Raw genomic sequence first — 18,118 nt, forward strand, 5'->3', positions numbered from 1 at the left:
TATGAAGAAGATTTGGATTGTATATTTGCTGTTATTTGCCTGTTTTGCGTTATACGTGCTGGATTATCGCTCGCAGACCCGTTTAAACGACCAATGGAATTCCGGAGGCCTGCAGGGATCCATCGACGAGAAGTATGTGATGGTGACGTTTCAAAGGGGGATCGATTATTGGAAAAGCGGGTTGAAAGGATTTGAGGACGCGGCCCAAGCGCTCAACGTCTCCGTGGAATACCGCGGCTCCACCCAGCGCGACATTCACGAGCAAATCACGGTGCTGGAGCAAGCTATCGCCAAAAAACCGGCTGGCATTGCCATTTCCGCCATCCATCCGACCGAGCTCACCGCCACGATCAATAAAGCGGTTGACGCCGGCATCCCCGTTGTTCTATTCGATTCCGACGCCCCGGGTAGCCGAGCCTTTTCCTTCCTCGGTACGGATAATTACTCCGCCGGAATTGAGGCTGCACGAAAAATGGCCGAGCTCACCGGCGGACGCGGCGAGGTGGCGATCGTGACCGTCCCGGATCAGCAAAATCACCAGGAGCGCACAGACGGCTTTGCGGACACCGTCTCAAAGGAGTTCCCCGACATGCACATCGTCGCGATAAAAAACGGAAAAGGCGACGAGCTTTACTCCCGGCAGTCGGCAGAAGAGATTTTGCGAGATATCCCCGGGATCGCCGGCATCTTCACCACCGAAGCCAACGGTGGCATCGGCGTTGCGGAGGCGGTCCGTGAATATGGCTTGACCCCCTCCGGTCCGAAGATCATCAGCTTTGACACCGATAAAGGCACCCTGGACTTGGTCAAAAGCGGAGACATCTCCGCCACGATGGCCCAGGGAACCTGGAATATGGGGTACTGGTCGCTGCACTTGCTCTTTTCGCTGAAGCATGATCCGGACGGATCCCAGCATCCCGGCCCCCGCGTCCCGCAGCGGTTGGATACGGGCATCACCGTCGTTACGCGGCAGAATGTGAATGATTACTATGCGAAATAGGTATGGAAAACGGTCCTGGGAGTTCCGCGATTTTTCGCTTAACAATCTGCCGATCCGTTATAAATTAATCGTTCACTTTTTGCTGATCAGCATCCTGCCTTCCATCGGCCTGGGGGTGCTGACGAATTGGACCGTCGACCGCATCATCGAACGCCAGATCACGGACAATACGCTCCAGCTCATCGGCAAGGTCAACCGGTCGCTGGAGACCTATGTGGAAAATTTGCAAAACATGACGTTCTTTATCTCCTTTAACCCGGAGGTGCTGCAGTTCCTCGAGGGCCGCACTGATATGGGGATAGACGGTTCAACGACACCGTCTGGCGGGGAACCTCGCCTCACTGGAAGCACGGACGCCCAGCCGCGAACCTTAGCTGAAGCCGAAGCCGACCACTACGAAATCCGCAAGTTCCTTCAGGGCTTTACCACCTTGTATTCGGAAGTCGCGGGGGTGCTGATCGTCAACAGCCGCGGCGACTACATCAGCAATGAAATGTATGCCAGGACCGATGGAAGCCTGACCCGGGAAGAGTGGTATCAAGAGGCGGTTCGAAATAAAGGAATTTTTAAGATTATCGGCCATCCGCGGGGCCGTAACGTGACCACGCATGTGAACTACAAGGACAGCGAGGTCGTTTCGGCCGTAAGGGCGATTCTCGACCCCGAGACCCAGCAGGTGAAAGGTGTCGTATTAATCGACCTCAAGCTGCGGGTCATCGCTGAGACCGCCCAGGACGTCCGTTTGGGGAAAACGGGCTATCTAACGGTGGTGGACGGAAACGGCGAATTGATCTATGCCCCGCCGGATCCCTACATCGACCGTGTCCCGCTGGAACGGCTTAGCCAGGACGCTTCGGGAACCTACGCGGAGCGAATGGGCGGACGCGAGCTGCAATTCATCTACCGGCACTCGCCGTTTACGAACTGGACGACCGTCGGCGTATTTTCCATGGCGGAGTCCGCCTCCGAGATGCGGGAAATTCGCTTTTACGTGGTTAGCTTTGTTTTTGTCGTCTGCCTGTTGGGGATGACCGCCTCCTTCTATTTGGCCCATACGATTTCCAGGCCGATCGGTCAATTGGCTTCCTTTATGCAGAAGGCGCAATCCGGGGATCTGACGATTCGCCACTGGAGCGACCGAACCGACGAAATCGGCCTGCTCGGCCGTCGATTCAATGCCATGTTGCAGCAAATTCACCGCTTGCTCACTCTAACCGAACTGCAGGAGCGACAAAAACGGGAAGCGGAGTTGCGGAGTTTACAGGCGCATATCAAACCGCATTTTTTGTACAATACGCTGGATACGATCCATTGGATGGCCCGCCGCAAAGGAGCGGAGGATATCGCAGAAATGGCGGAGTCCCTCTCCAAGCTATTCCGAATCGGACTCAGCAAAGGGAATGACATCATCCCGCTGAATGATGAAATCGAGCACGTCCGTAGCTACTTGCAAATTCAACATGTCCGTTACCAAAACAAACTCGAATACGCTTTGCATATCGCCCCGGAAATTCGCGGCGTCTATGTCTTGAAGCTGATCCTTCAGCCCATCGTAGAGAATGCCATCTACCATGGAATCAAGGAACGCCGAGGACCGGGCCATGTCGTGATCGAAGCGGTTGAAGACGGCGGCATGCTGGTGATCTCTATCCGGGACGACGGGAAAGGAATCCCGCCGGATAAACTGGCCCAATTGCAAAAAGACCTCCAAGCCGCGGTTGCCGCCGATGGACGGGAACAGGGACTTGAACCGATAGGCTCATCCGGCGCAGGTGACGTCGGCCAGGGTTATGGGATGCTGAACGTGCAAGCCCGAATCGCATTGACCTTCGGCACCAAATATGGAATGACGATCCAGAGCGAAGTAGGCCGTGGAACGGTCGTTACCGTCACCCACCCTATCATTCGGGAGGAACCCACCCGATGGGAAAGGAGCGAATCATGAACGAAGCATTATCCGATTTCCGCTGGAAGGTGCTTATCGCCGACGATGAGCAAATTATCCGCGAAGGTATCCGCGACAGCGTCGACTGGGAGGGCATGCGCCTTACCGTCGCCGCCGAGGCGGAGGATGGCGAGGAAGCCCTGGAGTTAGCTATCCGGCATGGCGTCCATATCATGCTCGTGGATCTTAACATGCCGATCATGGACGGCATCGAATTGATGAAACGGGTCCGCGAGCAACTGCCGGATTGCAAAATCGTCATCATCACGGGTCACGACGAGTTCGCATATGCGCAAAAGGCGATCCGGCTTCAGGTGAAGGATTATATTCTAAAGCCGGCCAATCCCGCGCAGCTGGCGAAGGTGCTGCGCCAAGTTCGCGGAGAACTAGAGGAAGAGACGTCCAGACAGCAACAGTGGCAGGAGACCTCCCGGCAGATTACGCGCAGCTACCCGCTTCTAAGAGAGCGATTCTGCCAGCAATGGCTGGACGGTGGGATGACCGCCGCCGAAATCGCCGAGCAATTGCAGTTCTTGAAGCTGCCGGATGCCTGCCCCGATTGGCTGGGTGTCATCCGTTTGCCAGAGTCGGCGAGCTCCGCCGCTGTCCTCAAGGAGGATGATCGACAGCTTTATGGATTTGCGGTCGATAATATCGCGGCCGAGGTGCTCGCCCCTTACCCCAAGACGATCTTCCGGGATCCTTTCGGCCTCATCGTCATCCTGCTCTGGAGCCTGGAAGCCGAAGCCGATTTCTACCGCATCGAAACTTTGGTTCGTACCCACTTAAAAATTGCCGCCGAGGTTCACTTGGCCGAGGCTACCGGAGACGTACTAGGGCTCCCTGTCGTTTACCGGAAAGCCAAATTCGCCGTGATGAGAGAAACCGTCGTATCGCCGCTGGTGCGCCGGGCCAAGCAGTACATGCTGGAGCATTTCGGCGATAGCGGATTCACGTTGGAAGCCATGGCGCAATCCTTGCAGACTTCCCCCGCTTATTTGAGCCGCATGATCAAACAGGAACTGGGGACCACGTTCAACAGTTATTTAACGCAGCTTCGTATCCGCCGGGCAACCCGGCTGTTAAATGCCACGAATCTGACGATCGGCGAAATCGCCGAGCAAGTCGGCTACGAAACCCAGCACTACTTCAGCACGGCGTTCAAGCGAACGACCGGCCTTTCCCCGCTGCAATACCGCAAAGGCGCGTTTGGACGCGAAGACGCTCAGGGGGAGTAACACTCCCCCTGAGATATAAATCCCCCCCGACCTCCACAAAGGTACGATTTTTATAAAAAGAGTCAATTCACTGTAAATACGACCTCCCCCATCGATTGCTATACTCCCTACTGTAAACGCATTCATTTCAGGTATAGGGGGAATCGGTTTTGAAAAAGGTAACAGCCATTTTACTTGCACTGGCGATGGTATTGGCCCTCGCGGCTTGCGCCAATGGCGGAAACGACGGCGGCAGCGGATCGGGCAACAGTAAAAAGGGAACGATCGGCATCGCCATGCCCACGAAATCGTCCGAACGCTGGGTGAACGACGGCAACAACATGGTCAAGGAGTTTAAGGCGCTTGGCTACGGCACCGACCTGCAATACGGGGAAGACGTCATCGAAAACCAGGTATCGCAAATCGAAAATATGATCACCAAAGGTGTGAAGGTCCTCGTCATTGCTGCTATCGACGGCGGCGCTTTGACCGACGTCCTGCAAAAAGCCCACGACCAAGGCATTCAGGTCGTCGCCTATGACCGGTTGATCATGAACAGCGAATACGTCGACTACTACGCCACCTTCGACAACTTTAAGGTTGGCGTGCAGCAGGCCTCCTATATTGAGGAGAAGCTGGGCCTGAAGGACGGCAAAGGCCCGTTTAATATCGAGTTGTTCGGCGGCTCGCCGGATGATAACAACGCCTACTTCTTCTATGACGGCGCCATGTCCGTACTGCAGCCTTACATCGATTCCGGCAAGCTGGTGGTGCGCAGCGGACAAACAAAAATGGAGCAAATCGCTACCCTGCGCTGGGACGGCGCCACCGCCCAAGCCCGCATGGACAATTTGCTGAGCGCCCATTACAGCACTGAGAACATGGACGCTGTTCTTTCCCCTTATGACGGAATCAGCATCGGCATCCTTTCCTCGCTCAAGGGCGTTGGTTACGGCTCCGGAAGCAAGTCGATGCCGATCGTAACCGGCCAGGATGCCGAATTGGCTTCGGCGAAGTCGATATTGGCCGGGGAACAGACGCAAACCGTCTTCAAGGATACGCGTGAGCTGGCGAAAAAGGCAGTCTCTATGGTCCAAAGCATCCTGGAAGGCACAGAGGCCGAAGTCAACGACACGAAGACCTACGACAACGGCGTCAAAGTCGTTCCATCCTATCTGCTTGAACCGGTTTCGGTTGACAAGGATAACCTTGAACAAGCACTTGTCGACACCGGCTACTACTCCAAAGAGGATCTGGGACTCTAACATCAACTTAGGGTAACCGGGGTAGCGGCGGACGCGGATTGGGGCGGCCGTCGCTATGCCCTTGCCAAGAGCGAAAGGCCAGGTGGCGCTAGTGAGCAATACGATTTTGGAAATGCGGGGAATTACGAAGACCTTCCCAGGCGTCAAGGCGCTAAGCAATGTCAACTTGAAGGTGACCTCTGGGGAAATTCATGCCTTGTGCGGGGAGAACGGGGCCGGCAAATCGACGTTAATGAAGGTGCTGAGCGGAGTTTATCCGCATGGCTCTTACGAAGGCGAGATCCTGTTCGAGGGCAAGGTTTGCGAGTTCAAGGATATTAAGGAAAGCGAACAGCTGGGGATCGTCATTATTCATCAAGAGCTCGCGCTGATCCCTTACCTCTCTATTGCGGAGAACATTTTTCTCGGCAACGAGCAAAGTCAACGTGGGTTGATTAATTGGAACGAAACGACAGTCAAAACAAAAACGCTGCTGGAGCGGGTTGGGCTAGAGGAATCACCGGCCACACGTGTGTTGGAACTGGGCGTCGGCAAACAGCAGCTCGTGGAGATCGCCAAAGCACTAGCCAAGCAGGTCAAACTGCTGATCCTGGACGAACCCACAGCCGCTTTGAACGAAAACGACAGCGAAAACCTGCTGGAGCTGATCCTCGAGCTGAAGAAGCAAGGCATCACCTCCATCATCATTTCGCACAAATTAAACGAAATCAGTAAAGTCGCCGATTCGATCACGATCCTGCGCGATGGCAAGACGATTCAGACTTTGGATATGAAAGCCGATCAGGTGACCGAGGATCATATCATCAAGGGCATGGTTGGCCGCGATCTCACCCATCGCTATCCGGAGCGGGTTCCCCGGATCGGCGAGGTGATCTTCGAGGTGCGAGACTGGGAAGCAACCCACCCTCAGCAAGAGGAGCGTAAAGTGCTGGACGGCATTAACCTGAACATCCGCCGCGGGGAAATCGTCGGGATCGCCGGCTTGATGGGAGCAGGCCGGACGGAGCTGGCCATGAGCCTATTTGGCCGATCCTACGGAAGGCATATTAAAGGCCAACTCTTCTTGCATGGGAAAGAGGTGCGGTTTAATAACATCAGCCAAGCAATCCAGCATGGCGTCGCTTATGTTACGGAGGATCGTAAACAATACGGCTTGGTTCTGATCGATGATATCAAACGCAATATTTCATTGGCTTCACTTAAGAAATTATCCCGCCGCGGCGTCATCAATGAACGTGAAGAGGTGTTGGTCGCCGAGGAGTATCGGAGCAAGCTGAATATTAAGACGCCAAGCATTTTGCAACAAACGGTCAACCTGAGCGGCGGCAATCAGCAGAAGGTCGTCCTCAGCAAGTGGATCTACGCTCAACCGGAAATTTTGATTCTAGACGAGCCGACGCGCGGCATCGATGTCGGAGCCAAATACGAAATCTATTCGATCGTCAATCAACTGGCGGACGAAGGCAAAGGCATTTTGTTCATCTCCTCGGAGCTTCCGGAAATCCTCGGGATGTGCGACCGCATCTACGTCATGAGCGAAGGCCGGATCACCGGTGAAGTCCTGCGCGAGGACGCCACCCAGGAAGTGTTGATGAAATCCATGACTCGAGGCAGGGGGTAAACCGATGCAAGCGGTTAGTGAACTTTTTAGAAAAAACATACGCCAGTACGGTATGATCATCGCCCTGATCTTCATCACTGTACTGTTTCAAATTTTGACAGGCGGCATCCTGTTGAAGCCACTTAATATTACGAACCTGATTTTGCAAAACAGTTACATCTTGGTGTTGGCCATCGGGATGGTGTTGGTCATCATCACAGGACATATCGATTTGTCCGTCGGTTCCATCGCCGCTTTTATCGGGGCCTTGGCCGCCATTATGATGGTAGATCTCCAAATGCCGACGTTCCTAGCAATTATCATCTCTTTGGTGATAGGGGGATTGATCGGCGCCTGGCAGGGATTTTGGGTTGCTTATGTGAAAATTCCGGCCTTTATCGTCACGTTAGCCGGGATGCTGCTGTTCCGGGGCTTGACGATGATCGTGCTGGGCGGTCAGTCGATCGCGCCGTTCCCGAAATCGTTCCAACGCATCAGCTCCGGCTTTATTCCCGACTGGTTCGGGGGCGGCAGCCTTCATACCTTGACGGTTCTGCTGGGTTTGGTCCTCTCCCTCCTCTTGATTTGGCAGGAATGGAAGGAGCGCCGAACCCAGCTCAAATACCAGTTCGAGGTTGCACCGATTTGGATGTTCGTATCCAAGCTCGTGCTGCTCGTTGCCATCATCAACGTGTTTACCTTTGTGTTGGCCACTTATAACGGGCTGCCAAACATCTTGATCATCTTGTTCTTCCTGATTGTCATCTACTCGTTCGTCATGAACCGAATGGTCGCCGGACGCCATATCTACGCGCTGGGAGGCAATGAGAAAGCGGCCAAACTCTCCGGCGTTAAAACCCAAAAAGTGACGTTCTGGGTGTTCGTCAACATGGGCGCCTTGGCCGCGTTATCCGGACTGATCTTCGCCGCTCGCCTCAATTCGGCGACGCCGAAAGCCGGGACGAACTTTGAGCTCGACGCGATCGCGGCCTGCTTTATCGGCGGTGCCTCGGCCTCCGGCGGGATCGGCACCGTCATCGGCGCCATCATCGGCGGTCTGGTTATGGGCGTCATGAACAACGGCATGTCGCTCATCGGTCTCGGGGTCGATTGGCAGCAAGGGATCAAAGGGCTTGTCCTGCTCCTTGCCGTCGCCTTCGATATCTATAATAAGTCGAAGACGAACTAAACTAAGGGCCCTCCGGAAACCGAGGGCCCTTTTTTTGTGTACGCGCCTAGGCCGGAGTATAATGGGAGACAGGATTTTGCACCTATTTTTTCCATAAGCAGGTGATTCTCATGCCCAGTTCCCACCTCACCAAAAAGGCGCTTGCCGCCTCACTGAAAAGCAGGATGAACCATACCCCTCTCAATAAAATCACCGTTAAGCTTCTCGTGGACGATTGTGGTATAAACCGGCAAACGTTCTATTATCATTTCCAGGACATTTACGAACTCTTGGGTTGGATTTATCAAACCGAAGCGGTGGATGCCATCGCAGGGGAGCACGGCTACCACACCTGGACCAGCGGCTTTCTGAAAATATTCAAATATATCGAAGAGAACCGATTATTTTGTTTGAACACGCTAAATTCCCTGGCGCGCAGCCATCTGGACTCGTACTTGTATACCGTCACAAACCAACTGGTCATGGAGGTTGTTGAAGAAGTGTCCGCAGGAATGCAGGTGGATGAGGCGGATCAACGGTTTCTGGCCAATTTCTATACGTTGGCGTTTGTGGGGTTGATCGTTCGGTGGATGCTAGATGGGATGAAGGAAAGTCCGGAGAACATCGTCGAAAAGCTTGGCGAATTGGCTGACGGCCATTTCGAGCGAGCGCTGCAGCGATATGAACAGAAAGCCGGCGAGTCCAAAGTTTCGGGCAATCGGAGTTCATAGTTTTACTCGAAAGAGGGCCGATTTCGTCGGAATTCTAGACACTCCCTGAGGGGTGTCTTTTTTTTATACAGCCTCGCACCTTTGATGATTTTGTTTCCTTCAAAGAGGGATTACATTGAGATTGTTCCATTCATCACATTCCTTGGAGGCGAAAGTAATGTCTGCAGAACGTAACACGAGACAGGTTTATTTGGTCGGTGGAGGAATCGCTTCGCTGGCGGGAGCCGCTTTCCTGGTGCGAGACTGTGATTTTCCCGGTCAGAATATTCACGTATTGGAGGAAATGAAGGTGCTGGGCGGCAGTAACGACGGCGCCGGGAACGGTGAGCAAGGATATGTGATCCGCGGCGGCCGAATGCTGAATGATGAGACTTACGAAAACACTTGGGATTTGCTACGTTCCATCCCTTCGATAGACCATCCAGGGCTTTCGGTGCGGGATGAGATCATCACTTTCGATAACGCCCACCCGACGCATTCCAACGCCCGATTGGTGAACCGCGAAGGCCAGGTGGAGGACGTCACTTCCATGGGCTTTGATATGGCGGATCGGCTGGCCATGGCCAAGTTGATTCTGACGCCGGAAGAGAAAATGGGCAAAGCGCAGATTAACGATTGGTTTGGGCCGCATTTTTTCGAAACGAATTTCTGGTACATGTGGGCGACGACCTTCGCTTTCCAACCCTGGCATAGTGCCGTAGAGCTCAAAAGATACATGCTCCGGTTCATGCATGAGTTCCCGAGAATCCATACGCTGGAAGGAGTCACCCGGACACCGTATAACCAGTACGACTCTATTATTCTGCCGTTGCAACAATATCTGGAGGAGCACGGCGTGGACTTTTCGTTGAAATGCACGGTCACGGATCTGGATTTTCGCGAAGGCGATGGGATCACCGTTACTCGAATGCACTATCTGAAAGACGGAGTTCCGGGAGTACTAGATTTGACAGAGGGAGATTTGGTGATCGTGACCAACGGTTCGATGACGGAGGGATACAGCTTAGGCTCAATGACCTCGGCGCCGAAGCTGAACGGCAAAGGGAGCTCTTGGCAGCTGTGGGAACGCATGGCCGCGAAGAAACCGGGGCTTGGCCATCCCTCCTCCTTCGACGATCATATCGACGGATCGAAATGGGAGTCTTTTACGGTCACCTGTCAGGACTCGCGGTTCTTTGACCGGATGGAGGCCTTCTCCCGCAACAAGGCCGGTAGCGGCGCGCTTGTGACCTTTAAAGAATCAAGCTGGTTGATGTCCATCGTGCTGGCCCATCAGCCGCATTTCCGCAATCAGCCGGACCAGGTCAAGGTCTTCTGGGGATACGGATTATTCCCGGATCGCGTCGGGGATTACGTGCCCAAGAAAATGTCCGAATGCACCGGCGAGGAAATTCTAACCGAGCTGCTGCACCATCTCCACTTCGACCAGGACATGGAGGCGATCATTTCCACGGCGAACTGCATTCCATGCATGATGCCGTTCATCACCGCGCAGTTCATGCCTAGAGCGATCGACGATCGGCCAAAGGTCATTCCGGACGGCTCAACCAACCTGGCGTTGATCAGTCAATTCTGCGAAATTCCGGACGATGTTGTCTTCACCGAAGAGTATTCCGTCCGCGCAGCCCGCATGGCTGTCTATGGGCTGTTAGGTTTGAACAAACCGATCGCACCGATTAATCAATACCAGTACGATGTGCGTACGCTGCTGCAGGGCTTGATCACCTCTTTCCGGTAAGTCCGGGGCAGGGCCAGAGCGAAACGCAAAGGAAGTTGCCGACCCGACCCAATTCCCAATCGAAGGAGTCAATAAAATAATCAATTACAAATTGACCGAAGGATAAAGAAGCCTCATCTACGCGATGGGCTTTTTTCTTCGATAATCCGAGAAAGTGACTTTACTATATTTATTTAACAACCGGTCAAGTACAACCGACTGATGGAGTACCCTTGCATGCCGCAAGCCATATCTCTGCGCTAACCGATTTAATTCCTGTCTTTCCATTTCAATGCGGAATCTGATTTTTTCAGAATTGTTCATAGCTATCACCCTAGGAACATATTAGAAGAGGTTGCCAAATATTGCATAATGAAACCTAATGCAAGAAACAAAAAAATTCCATTTTTTGAAATGTTACAGCCCGGAATATTGCTCACTCTTTCTCTACATGCGCTATAAAATAAAAATAGGGTCAACCCAAAAGGGCTGATCCCTACTTTTTTGAATGGTTCAAGAAAAATATATTAACCCCAATAACCATGTGACAATGTTGAAATTAAACCAGTACCACTAGCCAAACCTAGCAAACTAACCATTGTCAAAGCCGAAACCGTATAAAACATTTTCTTTTTCATTTTCCCACACCTTTCTACACAGTTCTTCAAAATTTTTATTTTGCTCCTCAGTTACGAACTTGCGATTCAGTTCAATTAAAGTCATGCAATTCACGATCATAGGTTTATTATTCAAAGAAATTGCCATCTTTAAGCTATATAGTAAACTCCTTATACCTTCTTCATAATTCCTTTTCCTCAGACTATAAATTGCGTAATTCTGAAAAAAAACGGAACAACGGTTCACACTAACTGCTGATTCTGGAAACCACTTATCTTTTCCAATCAACCTGTATTTTTCAATTTCTTCGGAAAATCGATCAAGAATCTCATCAATGTAAAACTGATGGCGATTGGCCGATTCTACTAATGTTATCAGGCCTTCCACCAGTTCATCGGGTTCCTCTTCCAAGAATTGAACATACTTAGGAATTTTTGATCGATCCCCCGTCTTAATATCCATGCAAAGATAATTGGCTTGTGCAAACATTTTGAATTGTTCTATAACGGCAGTTTGGGTTTCATCATCGGCATTAAACCAACTTAAATCCGCATATTCTGCAATCCATTTCTTTGCTTCCTCAAACATTCCTCTATATTCATAAGAGCCAGATTTGAAAAGATAGCCCCTACCATAATAATAAACAAGAGGACGGAGTGGCTTGAAATCACTGTATTTCCATACTTTTCTTTCATATAACGCTTTAGCTAATGCGCAAAGTTCATCTGCATAAGCTTCGGCTTCAGACCAATTAAATTTAAGCGAATAAACTTCGACCAACATTAGTATTCCATCGAGCGCATACACTTCCGGCAAACGATGTCTGTAGGGTAAAAATTGCATTGCAGTTTTAAATCCCTTGTCACTATCCATGCTGTGAATTTTAAACAACCTGTAGTAACTCATCGCCAACCGCTCGGAATGGCTGGATCTCTCGCTTTCGATTACGGCTTCGTACAAAATGACGGCGGCTTCCTTCAGTCCTAGCTCAAACATTTGTTCCGCCGTATCGAAAATACCCGCAATCTGCCTCAAGTCCTCCAGCAACCGGCCTAATACCTGTTTGATACAGTTATGCCGCTGCAACTCGGCACATCTTAGCAGGAACGGTCGTAACCTTCTCCAATGCGGAGCGGTTGAAGTAAAACATTCATCAGCGTATAAATCGTAGAAGTGTCCCTCAGACAACCCCATTGCCGCTGTGATTCGATCTAACTGTCCGATGGCAATCGGTCGGTTTCCGTTAATAATTCCGCTTAACGTTCCGACGTTAACCCCGGTAGTTTCCGAAAAGCGATGTAGGGTTGTCCCTTCGCTCTTGATGTAGTCTTCCAGTTCTGCGCGAATCGTGGTTGTGGATATCAAAAAATTATCGCCCCCCAATTCCGCTTACTTCTATGAGCCGAATAATCTCGACTGATAGAGCAACCAAACGACATCCAATGACATCAAGCAACACCATATACTTCTAAAATTCCAATTTATGTTTACATAATAATCCTAAATTTGACAGTCGTCAATAAGAAAAAAGACCGATAAGCAACTATTTTGTCTGCTTATCGGTCTATTTGTAGTTCCCTAGATTTCCAGCTCCGCCGCAGCCGCATTCGCTTCCACTTGCGCCGGATTTTTGCAGCCGGGGATCACCGTGCTAACGATCGGATTCTTTAGGCACCAGGCCAATGCCCACTGGGCCATGTCGACACCCTCCGGCACTTCGTTCCGGCGGATCTCTTCAACTTCCTCGAGCTTGCGTCGGGTATTCTCGGGGTCATGTCTGTGGCGTACGTCGGTTTCGCCAAACACCGCGCCAGGCTTATATTTACCACTTAGGTATCCGCTTGCCAACGGTACGCGGGCAAGCACCCCCAGGCCTTGGCGCTCACAGGAAGGGAACACCCGGTTCTCCGGCACGCGGTCCAGTCGGTTGTATACCACCTGGATCGCCTCCGAACCCACCTTGGACGAAGCTTCGGTCTGATGAAGGTTATCGTTGCTGCCGATTGACGTGCCTAGATGAAGGATTTTCCCCGCTTGCTTCTGCTTATCCAGCAGCGTCCATAGCTCATCATGATCAAACGCCGCATCCGGCCCGGAGTGGAATTGGTACAAATCAATATAGTCGGTCTTCAGCGCCTTAAGTGAGGCGTCCAGTTGCTGCAGTACCGCCTCGGCCTCAAACCGATCCGTCCGCGTAAACCGTTCATGGAACTGATGGCCGAATTTCGTGGCAACCAACCAATCCTCCCGATTTCGCCGACTCAGATAATCCCCGATAAACGATTCGGACAAATGATCGCCATAGCACTCCGCCGTATCAATCAGGTTGATGCCAAGCTCTCGGCCCCGGTCCAAAATCGCATCCACTTCCGCTTGGGTATAGTTCAAACCCCACTCCCCGCCGAACTGCCAGGTACCGATGCCGACCACGGAAACGTTCAGGCCGGTTTTACCTAATTTACGATATTTCATTCTCCAAAACCTCCTGAAGTGATTTGATCTTCCTCTACCAACTTAAATCCTCCTTTCACGCTTATCAATAAGATAGCCCAAATCCTGTTTCTAACTCTCCCGATCAGATCTATGAGTATTCTCCCGCTTGCGCTGTAAAGTACCGCCAGCCGGAACAAGCTTACTTTGTGGCAGAATCAAATAAAATAGTGCAAGGACCGCCATCAAGGCCATGCTAGTGCTAATGGCGGCAGTATTCGTATACTGGCTGGCCACCCATCCCCCGATGACCGGGCCAATCATAATGCCAAGCCCTTCAATCCCGGAGAGTACTCCCCACGCGGTCCCTTTCTGCTCCTCTGGAACAAGGTACGACAGTACCGCATTCCAGGCCGGAAGCACGGCAGAGTAGGACAATCCAAGCATAAAGGCAAACAGCATCGTTAATGCAGGCGGCGGAATGGATACGGCTAATAGAGCCATTACGACCGTAAGCGATACGAAACCGGCGACCAACATTTGCTTATGCCCCCATCGATCAGCGAGCCTCCCCATCGGGACCAGAAACAGTATCGCGCCAGCCCCGCCTAACATGAGCATGAGCGAATATTGCGGCTGGCTCAGACCGAGATGGTCAACGGCAAAGCTGGGCAGTATCGGCAGCAGCAGGCCCGCAGCGGTCATCTGCAGGATCATGCCTGGTAGTAGCCATTTTAGCTGAACGAGCCTCCTCCTCAGTCCTGCGGCTTGTTCGGCAAAACTGACGTTCTGTAGATACAATGGGGTGGTTCTATCAATCGCGAACGATGCAATGCAGCCGAAGGCGAGCAACGAAACCAGCAGCCAGAAGGCAGGTTCGAAGCCAGCATCGAAGGTCAGATTGACCATGACCGGCCCCAAGCCAATGCTAGCCAGCCACACAGTATATATCGCCCCCATCTGGGCCGCCCGCTCCGTCATCCGGATTTTCTCCAGACAAATGAGCCATATAGGCGACGCCCCAATCCCAAGCAAAACGGAACCAGCAACAAGCCCCCAGGCATACGAACTAAAAAATACGGCAGCGAGTCCAGACAGCATCAGGACAAAAGTGGTGGGCAGCAGCCAGCGCAGCGAAAACCTGTCCAGGAAATAACCGGCCACACCTTTAATCAACGTATCGGCTGCATAATGAAGCGAGACAGCTAATCCGACCAAAGCCACGGTTTGTCCCGACTCGTTGACGGCAAAATTCGGTAGAAACGAAAACAGGAAAGCACTTCGGACAAACTCCGTGCAAAAAAGCACCATAAATAGCGTCAGAGTAGGAAACTTGTACACGCTCATCCTGCTCATCATATTCCCCTCCTTTTCAAGGAACTTGCCTCAGGAAACAAATGCCGGACAATATGATCCGCAGCTGCTTCCTGCCTTGCTACGAGTAACCCATTTGTCATCGACTGCTTTATCGGCTCGGAGGAGATCATGGCCTTTATCTGAGACACAAGTTCATCAATCGTTAAAGCTACGGATGCCGCTCCTTTACGTTGCAGATACAGTGCATTTTCCTGCTCTTGCCCCAGAAACGGCTTTAGGATGAATATCGGAACCCCGGCCTGAATGGTCTCCGATAGAGATACGCCTCCCGCTTTCGTAACGACACAGCAAGCGTTGCTCATCAGTACATGCAGTTGATCGGAATAGCCGTAAACCTCCACCCTGTCCTCCTTCACCCAACTCTTCGAAAGCTTCCCTCTCCAGCTCTCCTGCCGGCCGCAAATCACTTGAATGCGGACGCCCAACAAAAGCAGCTTCGCCATTAGCCTCGATAGTGATTTCAATGTACCGCAAACGTTAGCCATAAGCAGAATCACCGGATCATCCGCTTTCTTGCCGAAACCAGAACCGATCGTTCCTACATCATAAAATGACTCCCTAACCGGAATTCCGGTCACGGTAATCCGATTCTCGGGGATGCCCCGATCGACCATGGTTTCTTTCACATCGCTGGCAGGAACGAAATAATAATCCGGCTGAGCAAGCAACCATCTTCGGTGAACGCTAAAGTCCGTTATGACAACAGCAGTCCGAGGGCGGTTCACAAATAACGTCCTGCTGCTTGGCAAGCTACCGTACGGGAAGGTATAAATGATGAGTTCAGGCTGATACTGATGGATGATTTTCTCAAGCCTGTCACTGCCAAGACTGTTCATCCAGGCTGTGATTTTTCCCTTCATGGGAATTCGATTGGTTAGATGGTAGATCCATCCGTAATAGGGAATGCCAAATCTGTCAGCATACATGCTTCGCCGGTACAGATAGCGGATGATTTTATTCAATACAGGATAAGCCTCCCGGAACAAGTCAACAACAGCCACCTGGCTATAACCATGACGGTTCAGGCTTTGCTGCAACACCTTAGAGACCTGATGATGACCCTCGCCGTAATCGGCCGTTAAGATTAGAATTTGCGGTACCTGTGCCACTATCGTCACCTCATCTATTAGTCAAGCCATTTCGTCCAACCGAACGAATTGCAAGTTACGTCCTTGTAATTGATGCAACACTTCTTTCAGTGCCCGAAGCATAAAATAGGGTGCGTGACGGTCTGCTCCCGGTGTATCTCCGCTATCATGCAGTAAAATAACCGATCCGTCTGTAATTCCATTCAGTAGTGTTGCTCTCAGCTGCTTGCGGCAACTTTTGCTGCGCCAGTCCCATGCTTTCAAGGACCAGAGCACGATGCGGTACGAGGGGTGAAAGAAATCGAATAAATTCATGAGCCCCCACGGAGGACGATAGTGATTCGGTCTTTTCCCAATAATGGACTCTATAATATCTGCGGTCCGTTCTATATGATCACGCCGCACCGTCCCAGGGAGCATCAGCCAGTTGGAGGTATGCACGTAATTGTGGATTCCGATTTGATGGCCTTCACGATGCATTCTTCTGATCAAATCCGGATACAGCTCCGCCTGCGAGCCAAGTACGAAGAAGGTGGCCTTCACTTGATATTCCTGCAACAAGTCCAATAATTCCGGTGTATACCTCGGATGCGGGCCATCATCGAACGTAAACGCAACCTGGTTCTTTGTCTTTCCTTTGCGAAACACGCCAATTCTCATTATTCTCGGCAATAAACTAGGAATTATCATATACAAACCCATGAAGCCGATAAGCCCCATCAACAAATATAGAAAAAGCAACGTCTTTATCCCCTTTAGTATAATTAAACTCAAGCATACTGCTGCATGGAGTGAACCCATTTTTCTTCCGGCTTATCGCTCTGCATACTCAGGATTTGCTTGACCACTTGTCTGGCGGAATCCTGCTGTTTGCACAACTCCGCTTTTCCCCTCATTTCTCCCAAAATGAAGGGCTGTTGAACCAGCCGTTGAAGCTGATCCTGTAGATTGTCAATTTGACATAAATTCGCCACTCCTGTTTGAAGTAAATAGCCGGCATTATCCTTTTCCTGCCCCAGACGAGGCTCCAACAACAGCATAGGGAGCTGCAGCGCCAGCGCTTCGGATGTCGTCAGTCCGCCCGGCTTGGTAATCAATACATCGGCAGCGGCCATCCATTCATGGATTCGCTCCAGGTAGCGTGTCAGCATGATGTTATCCCTGTCTCTCAACTCTTCACGCAAGTAGTTCAGCAGCTTCCCATTGCGACCGCAAACGATCACAAATTGCAAATTATCGGGATAAGTGTCAGACTGTAATTGCTTGATGAAGGATTTATCGATCATACCGTAACCGCCACCCATCACCAACACGATAAAGGCGTCAGGAACCAAAGCTAGCTTCTCGCGCAGCCGCCCTTTACTAATACTAATGGACTGACTATAAGTCGGGCGGACAGGGATTCCCGTTACAGCGATTTTGTGATGAGCAACGCCTTTTCTCTGCAGAGAAGCACGCACGCCTTCGGAGCCAACCAGGTATAAATCCGTAAACGGATGTATCCAATAGCTGTGATCAGTATGGTCGGTCATGACCGTTGCCGCAGGCAGATCCGTCATCCCTTTTTCTTTAAGTAAGGAAATGGCGGCTGATGCCGGCGGGAACGTGCTAACCAGCAACGTCGGCTGTTCCTTATACAGAAGTCTAAGCAGCCGCTGCAGGCTGGTTATGCTAAAACACTTCAGGATGGAAGTAAATGTGTTGTCCGTGCGAGTCTTTTGATACATATATCCGTAAGATGAAGGAAAATGCTTCACCCATTGCAAGAAACAATACTGTTCAATCACATGCATGCGGGGATGGATCCATTCCAAGAAATCAACCACTTTCACTTCTATTCCCGGTCTATACAGAGCCGATGCCTCCACTATCGCCTTGGCCGCCTGCCTATGTCCTTCCCCGAGTGAACCGGATAGAATCAGCATCTTTTCCCGTTTCATGCTATTCATCAACCATCACCTC

The 18,118-nt window shown here is 51.4% G+C and carries 15 protein-coding genes; 8 read left to right on the forward strand and 7 right to left on the reverse strand.

Annotated elements, in window-relative coordinates; all coding sequences use genetic code 11:
* Position 1 precedes the first annotated feature (1 nt).
* From IM700_RS03420 to IM700_RS03455, 8 genes are all read left to right on the forward strand, one after another.
* Positions 2 to 1,000 (forward strand): substrate-binding domain-containing protein, encoded by a 999-nt coding sequence (locus IM700_RS03420; protein ID WP_193416795.1) that lies wholly within the window; start codon positions 2 to 4, stop codon positions 998 to 1,000.
* Positions 990 to 2,945, forward strand: coding sequence for a cache domain-containing sensor histidine kinase (locus IM700_RS03425; RefSeq protein ID WP_193416796.1), 1,956 nt, complete (start codon positions 990 to 992; stop codon positions 2,943 to 2,945). The genes IM700_RS03420 and IM700_RS03425 overlap by 11 nt, the downstream gene beginning before the upstream one ends.
* Complete coding sequence (locus tag IM700_RS03430) at positions 2,924 to 4,183, forward strand: response regulator (protein WP_239483550.1); 1,260 nt, start codon at positions 2,924 to 2,926, stop codon at positions 4,181 to 4,183. Before IM700_RS03425 ends, IM700_RS03430 begins: the two co-directional genes overlap by 22 nt.
* Before the next feature lie 149 nt (positions 4,184 to 4,332).
* Positions 4,333 to 5,427, forward strand: coding sequence for a multiple monosaccharide ABC transporter substrate-binding protein (gene chvE / locus IM700_RS03435; RefSeq protein WP_193416797.1), 1,095 nt, complete (start codon positions 4,333 to 4,335; stop codon positions 5,425 to 5,427).
* 91 nt (positions 5,428 to 5,518) lie between these two features.
* Positions 5,519 to 7,048 carry a multiple monosaccharide ABC transporter ATP-binding protein gene (mmsA, locus tag IM700_RS03440; protein WP_193416881.1) on the forward strand — a complete coding sequence of 510 codons (1,530 nt, stop codon included), beginning with the start codon at positions 5,519 to 5,521 and terminating at the stop codon, positions 7,046 to 7,048.
* 4 nt (positions 7,049 to 7,052) lie between these two features.
* Positions 7,053 to 8,216: a multiple monosaccharide ABC transporter permease gene (gene mmsB / locus IM700_RS03445; RefSeq protein ID WP_193416798.1), complete on the forward strand. Its 1,164-nt coding sequence runs from the start codon at positions 7,053 to 7,055 to the stop codon at positions 8,214 to 8,216.
* Between the two features lie 110 nt (positions 8,217 to 8,326).
* Positions 8,327 to 8,926: a TetR-like C-terminal domain-containing protein gene (locus IM700_RS03450; protein WP_193416799.1), complete on the forward strand. Its 600-nt coding sequence runs from the start codon at positions 8,327 to 8,329 to the stop codon at positions 8,924 to 8,926.
* 157 nt (positions 8,927 to 9,083) lie between these two features.
* Positions 9,084 to 10,664 (forward strand): oleate hydratase, encoded by a 1,581-nt coding sequence (locus IM700_RS03455; protein ID WP_193416800.1) that lies wholly within the window; start codon positions 9,084 to 9,086, stop codon positions 10,662 to 10,664.
* A 117-nt stretch (positions 10,665 to 10,781) separates the two neighbouring features.
* Here the strand turns inward: IM700_RS03455 and IM700_RS23340 are convergent, their stop codons facing one another.
* From IM700_RS23340 to IM700_RS03490, 7 genes are all read right to left on the reverse strand, one after another.
* Positions 10,782 to 10,967 carry a Spo0E family sporulation regulatory protein-aspartic acid phosphatase gene (locus tag IM700_RS23340; protein ID WP_193416801.1) on the reverse strand — a complete coding sequence of 62 codons (186 nt, stop codon included), beginning with the start codon at positions 10,965 to 10,967 and terminating at the stop codon, positions 10,782 to 10,784.
* Between the two features lie 267 nt (positions 10,968 to 11,234).
* Complete coding sequence (locus IM700_RS03465; protein WP_193416802.1) at positions 11,235 to 12,626, reverse strand: helix-turn-helix domain-containing protein; 1,392 nt, start codon at positions 12,624 to 12,626, stop codon at positions 11,235 to 11,237.
* A 213-nt stretch (positions 12,627 to 12,839) separates the two neighbouring features.
* Positions 12,840 to 13,733 (reverse strand): aldo/keto reductase, encoded by an 894-nt coding sequence (locus IM700_RS03470; RefSeq protein ID WP_193416803.1) that lies wholly within the window; start codon positions 13,731 to 13,733, stop codon positions 12,840 to 12,842.
* 90 nt (positions 13,734 to 13,823) lie between these two features.
* On the reverse strand, positions 13,824 to 15,047 hold the full coding sequence (locus IM700_RS03475; protein WP_239483552.1) for an MFS transporter: 1,224 nt from the start codon (positions 15,045 to 15,047) through the stop codon (positions 13,824 to 13,826).
* Complete coding sequence (locus tag IM700_RS03480; RefSeq protein ID WP_193416805.1) at positions 15,047 to 16,177, reverse strand: MGDG synthase family glycosyltransferase; 1,131 nt, start codon at positions 16,175 to 16,177, stop codon at positions 15,047 to 15,049. The genes IM700_RS03475 and IM700_RS03480 overlap by 1 nt, the downstream gene beginning before the upstream one ends.
* Before the next feature lie 21 nt (positions 16,178 to 16,198).
* A complete protein-coding gene (locus tag IM700_RS03485) occupies positions 16,199 to 16,897 on the reverse strand; it encodes a polysaccharide deacetylase family protein (RefSeq protein ID WP_193416806.1) in 699 nt (232 codons plus the stop codon).
* Positions 16,898 to 16,926: 29 nt separating this feature from the next.
* Entirely contained in the window at positions 16,927 to 18,105 is a 1,179-nt protein-coding gene (locus IM700_RS03490) for an MGDG synthase family glycosyltransferase (protein WP_193416807.1), read from the reverse strand.
* Between the last annotated feature and the right edge of the window lie 13 nt (positions 18,106 to 18,118).

It is taken from the genome of Paenibacillus rhizolycopersici (genome assembly GCF_014947195.2).
GTDB classification, from domain to species: Bacteria; Bacillota; Bacilli; order Paenibacillales; family Paenibacillaceae; genus Fontibacillus; species Fontibacillus rhizolycopersici.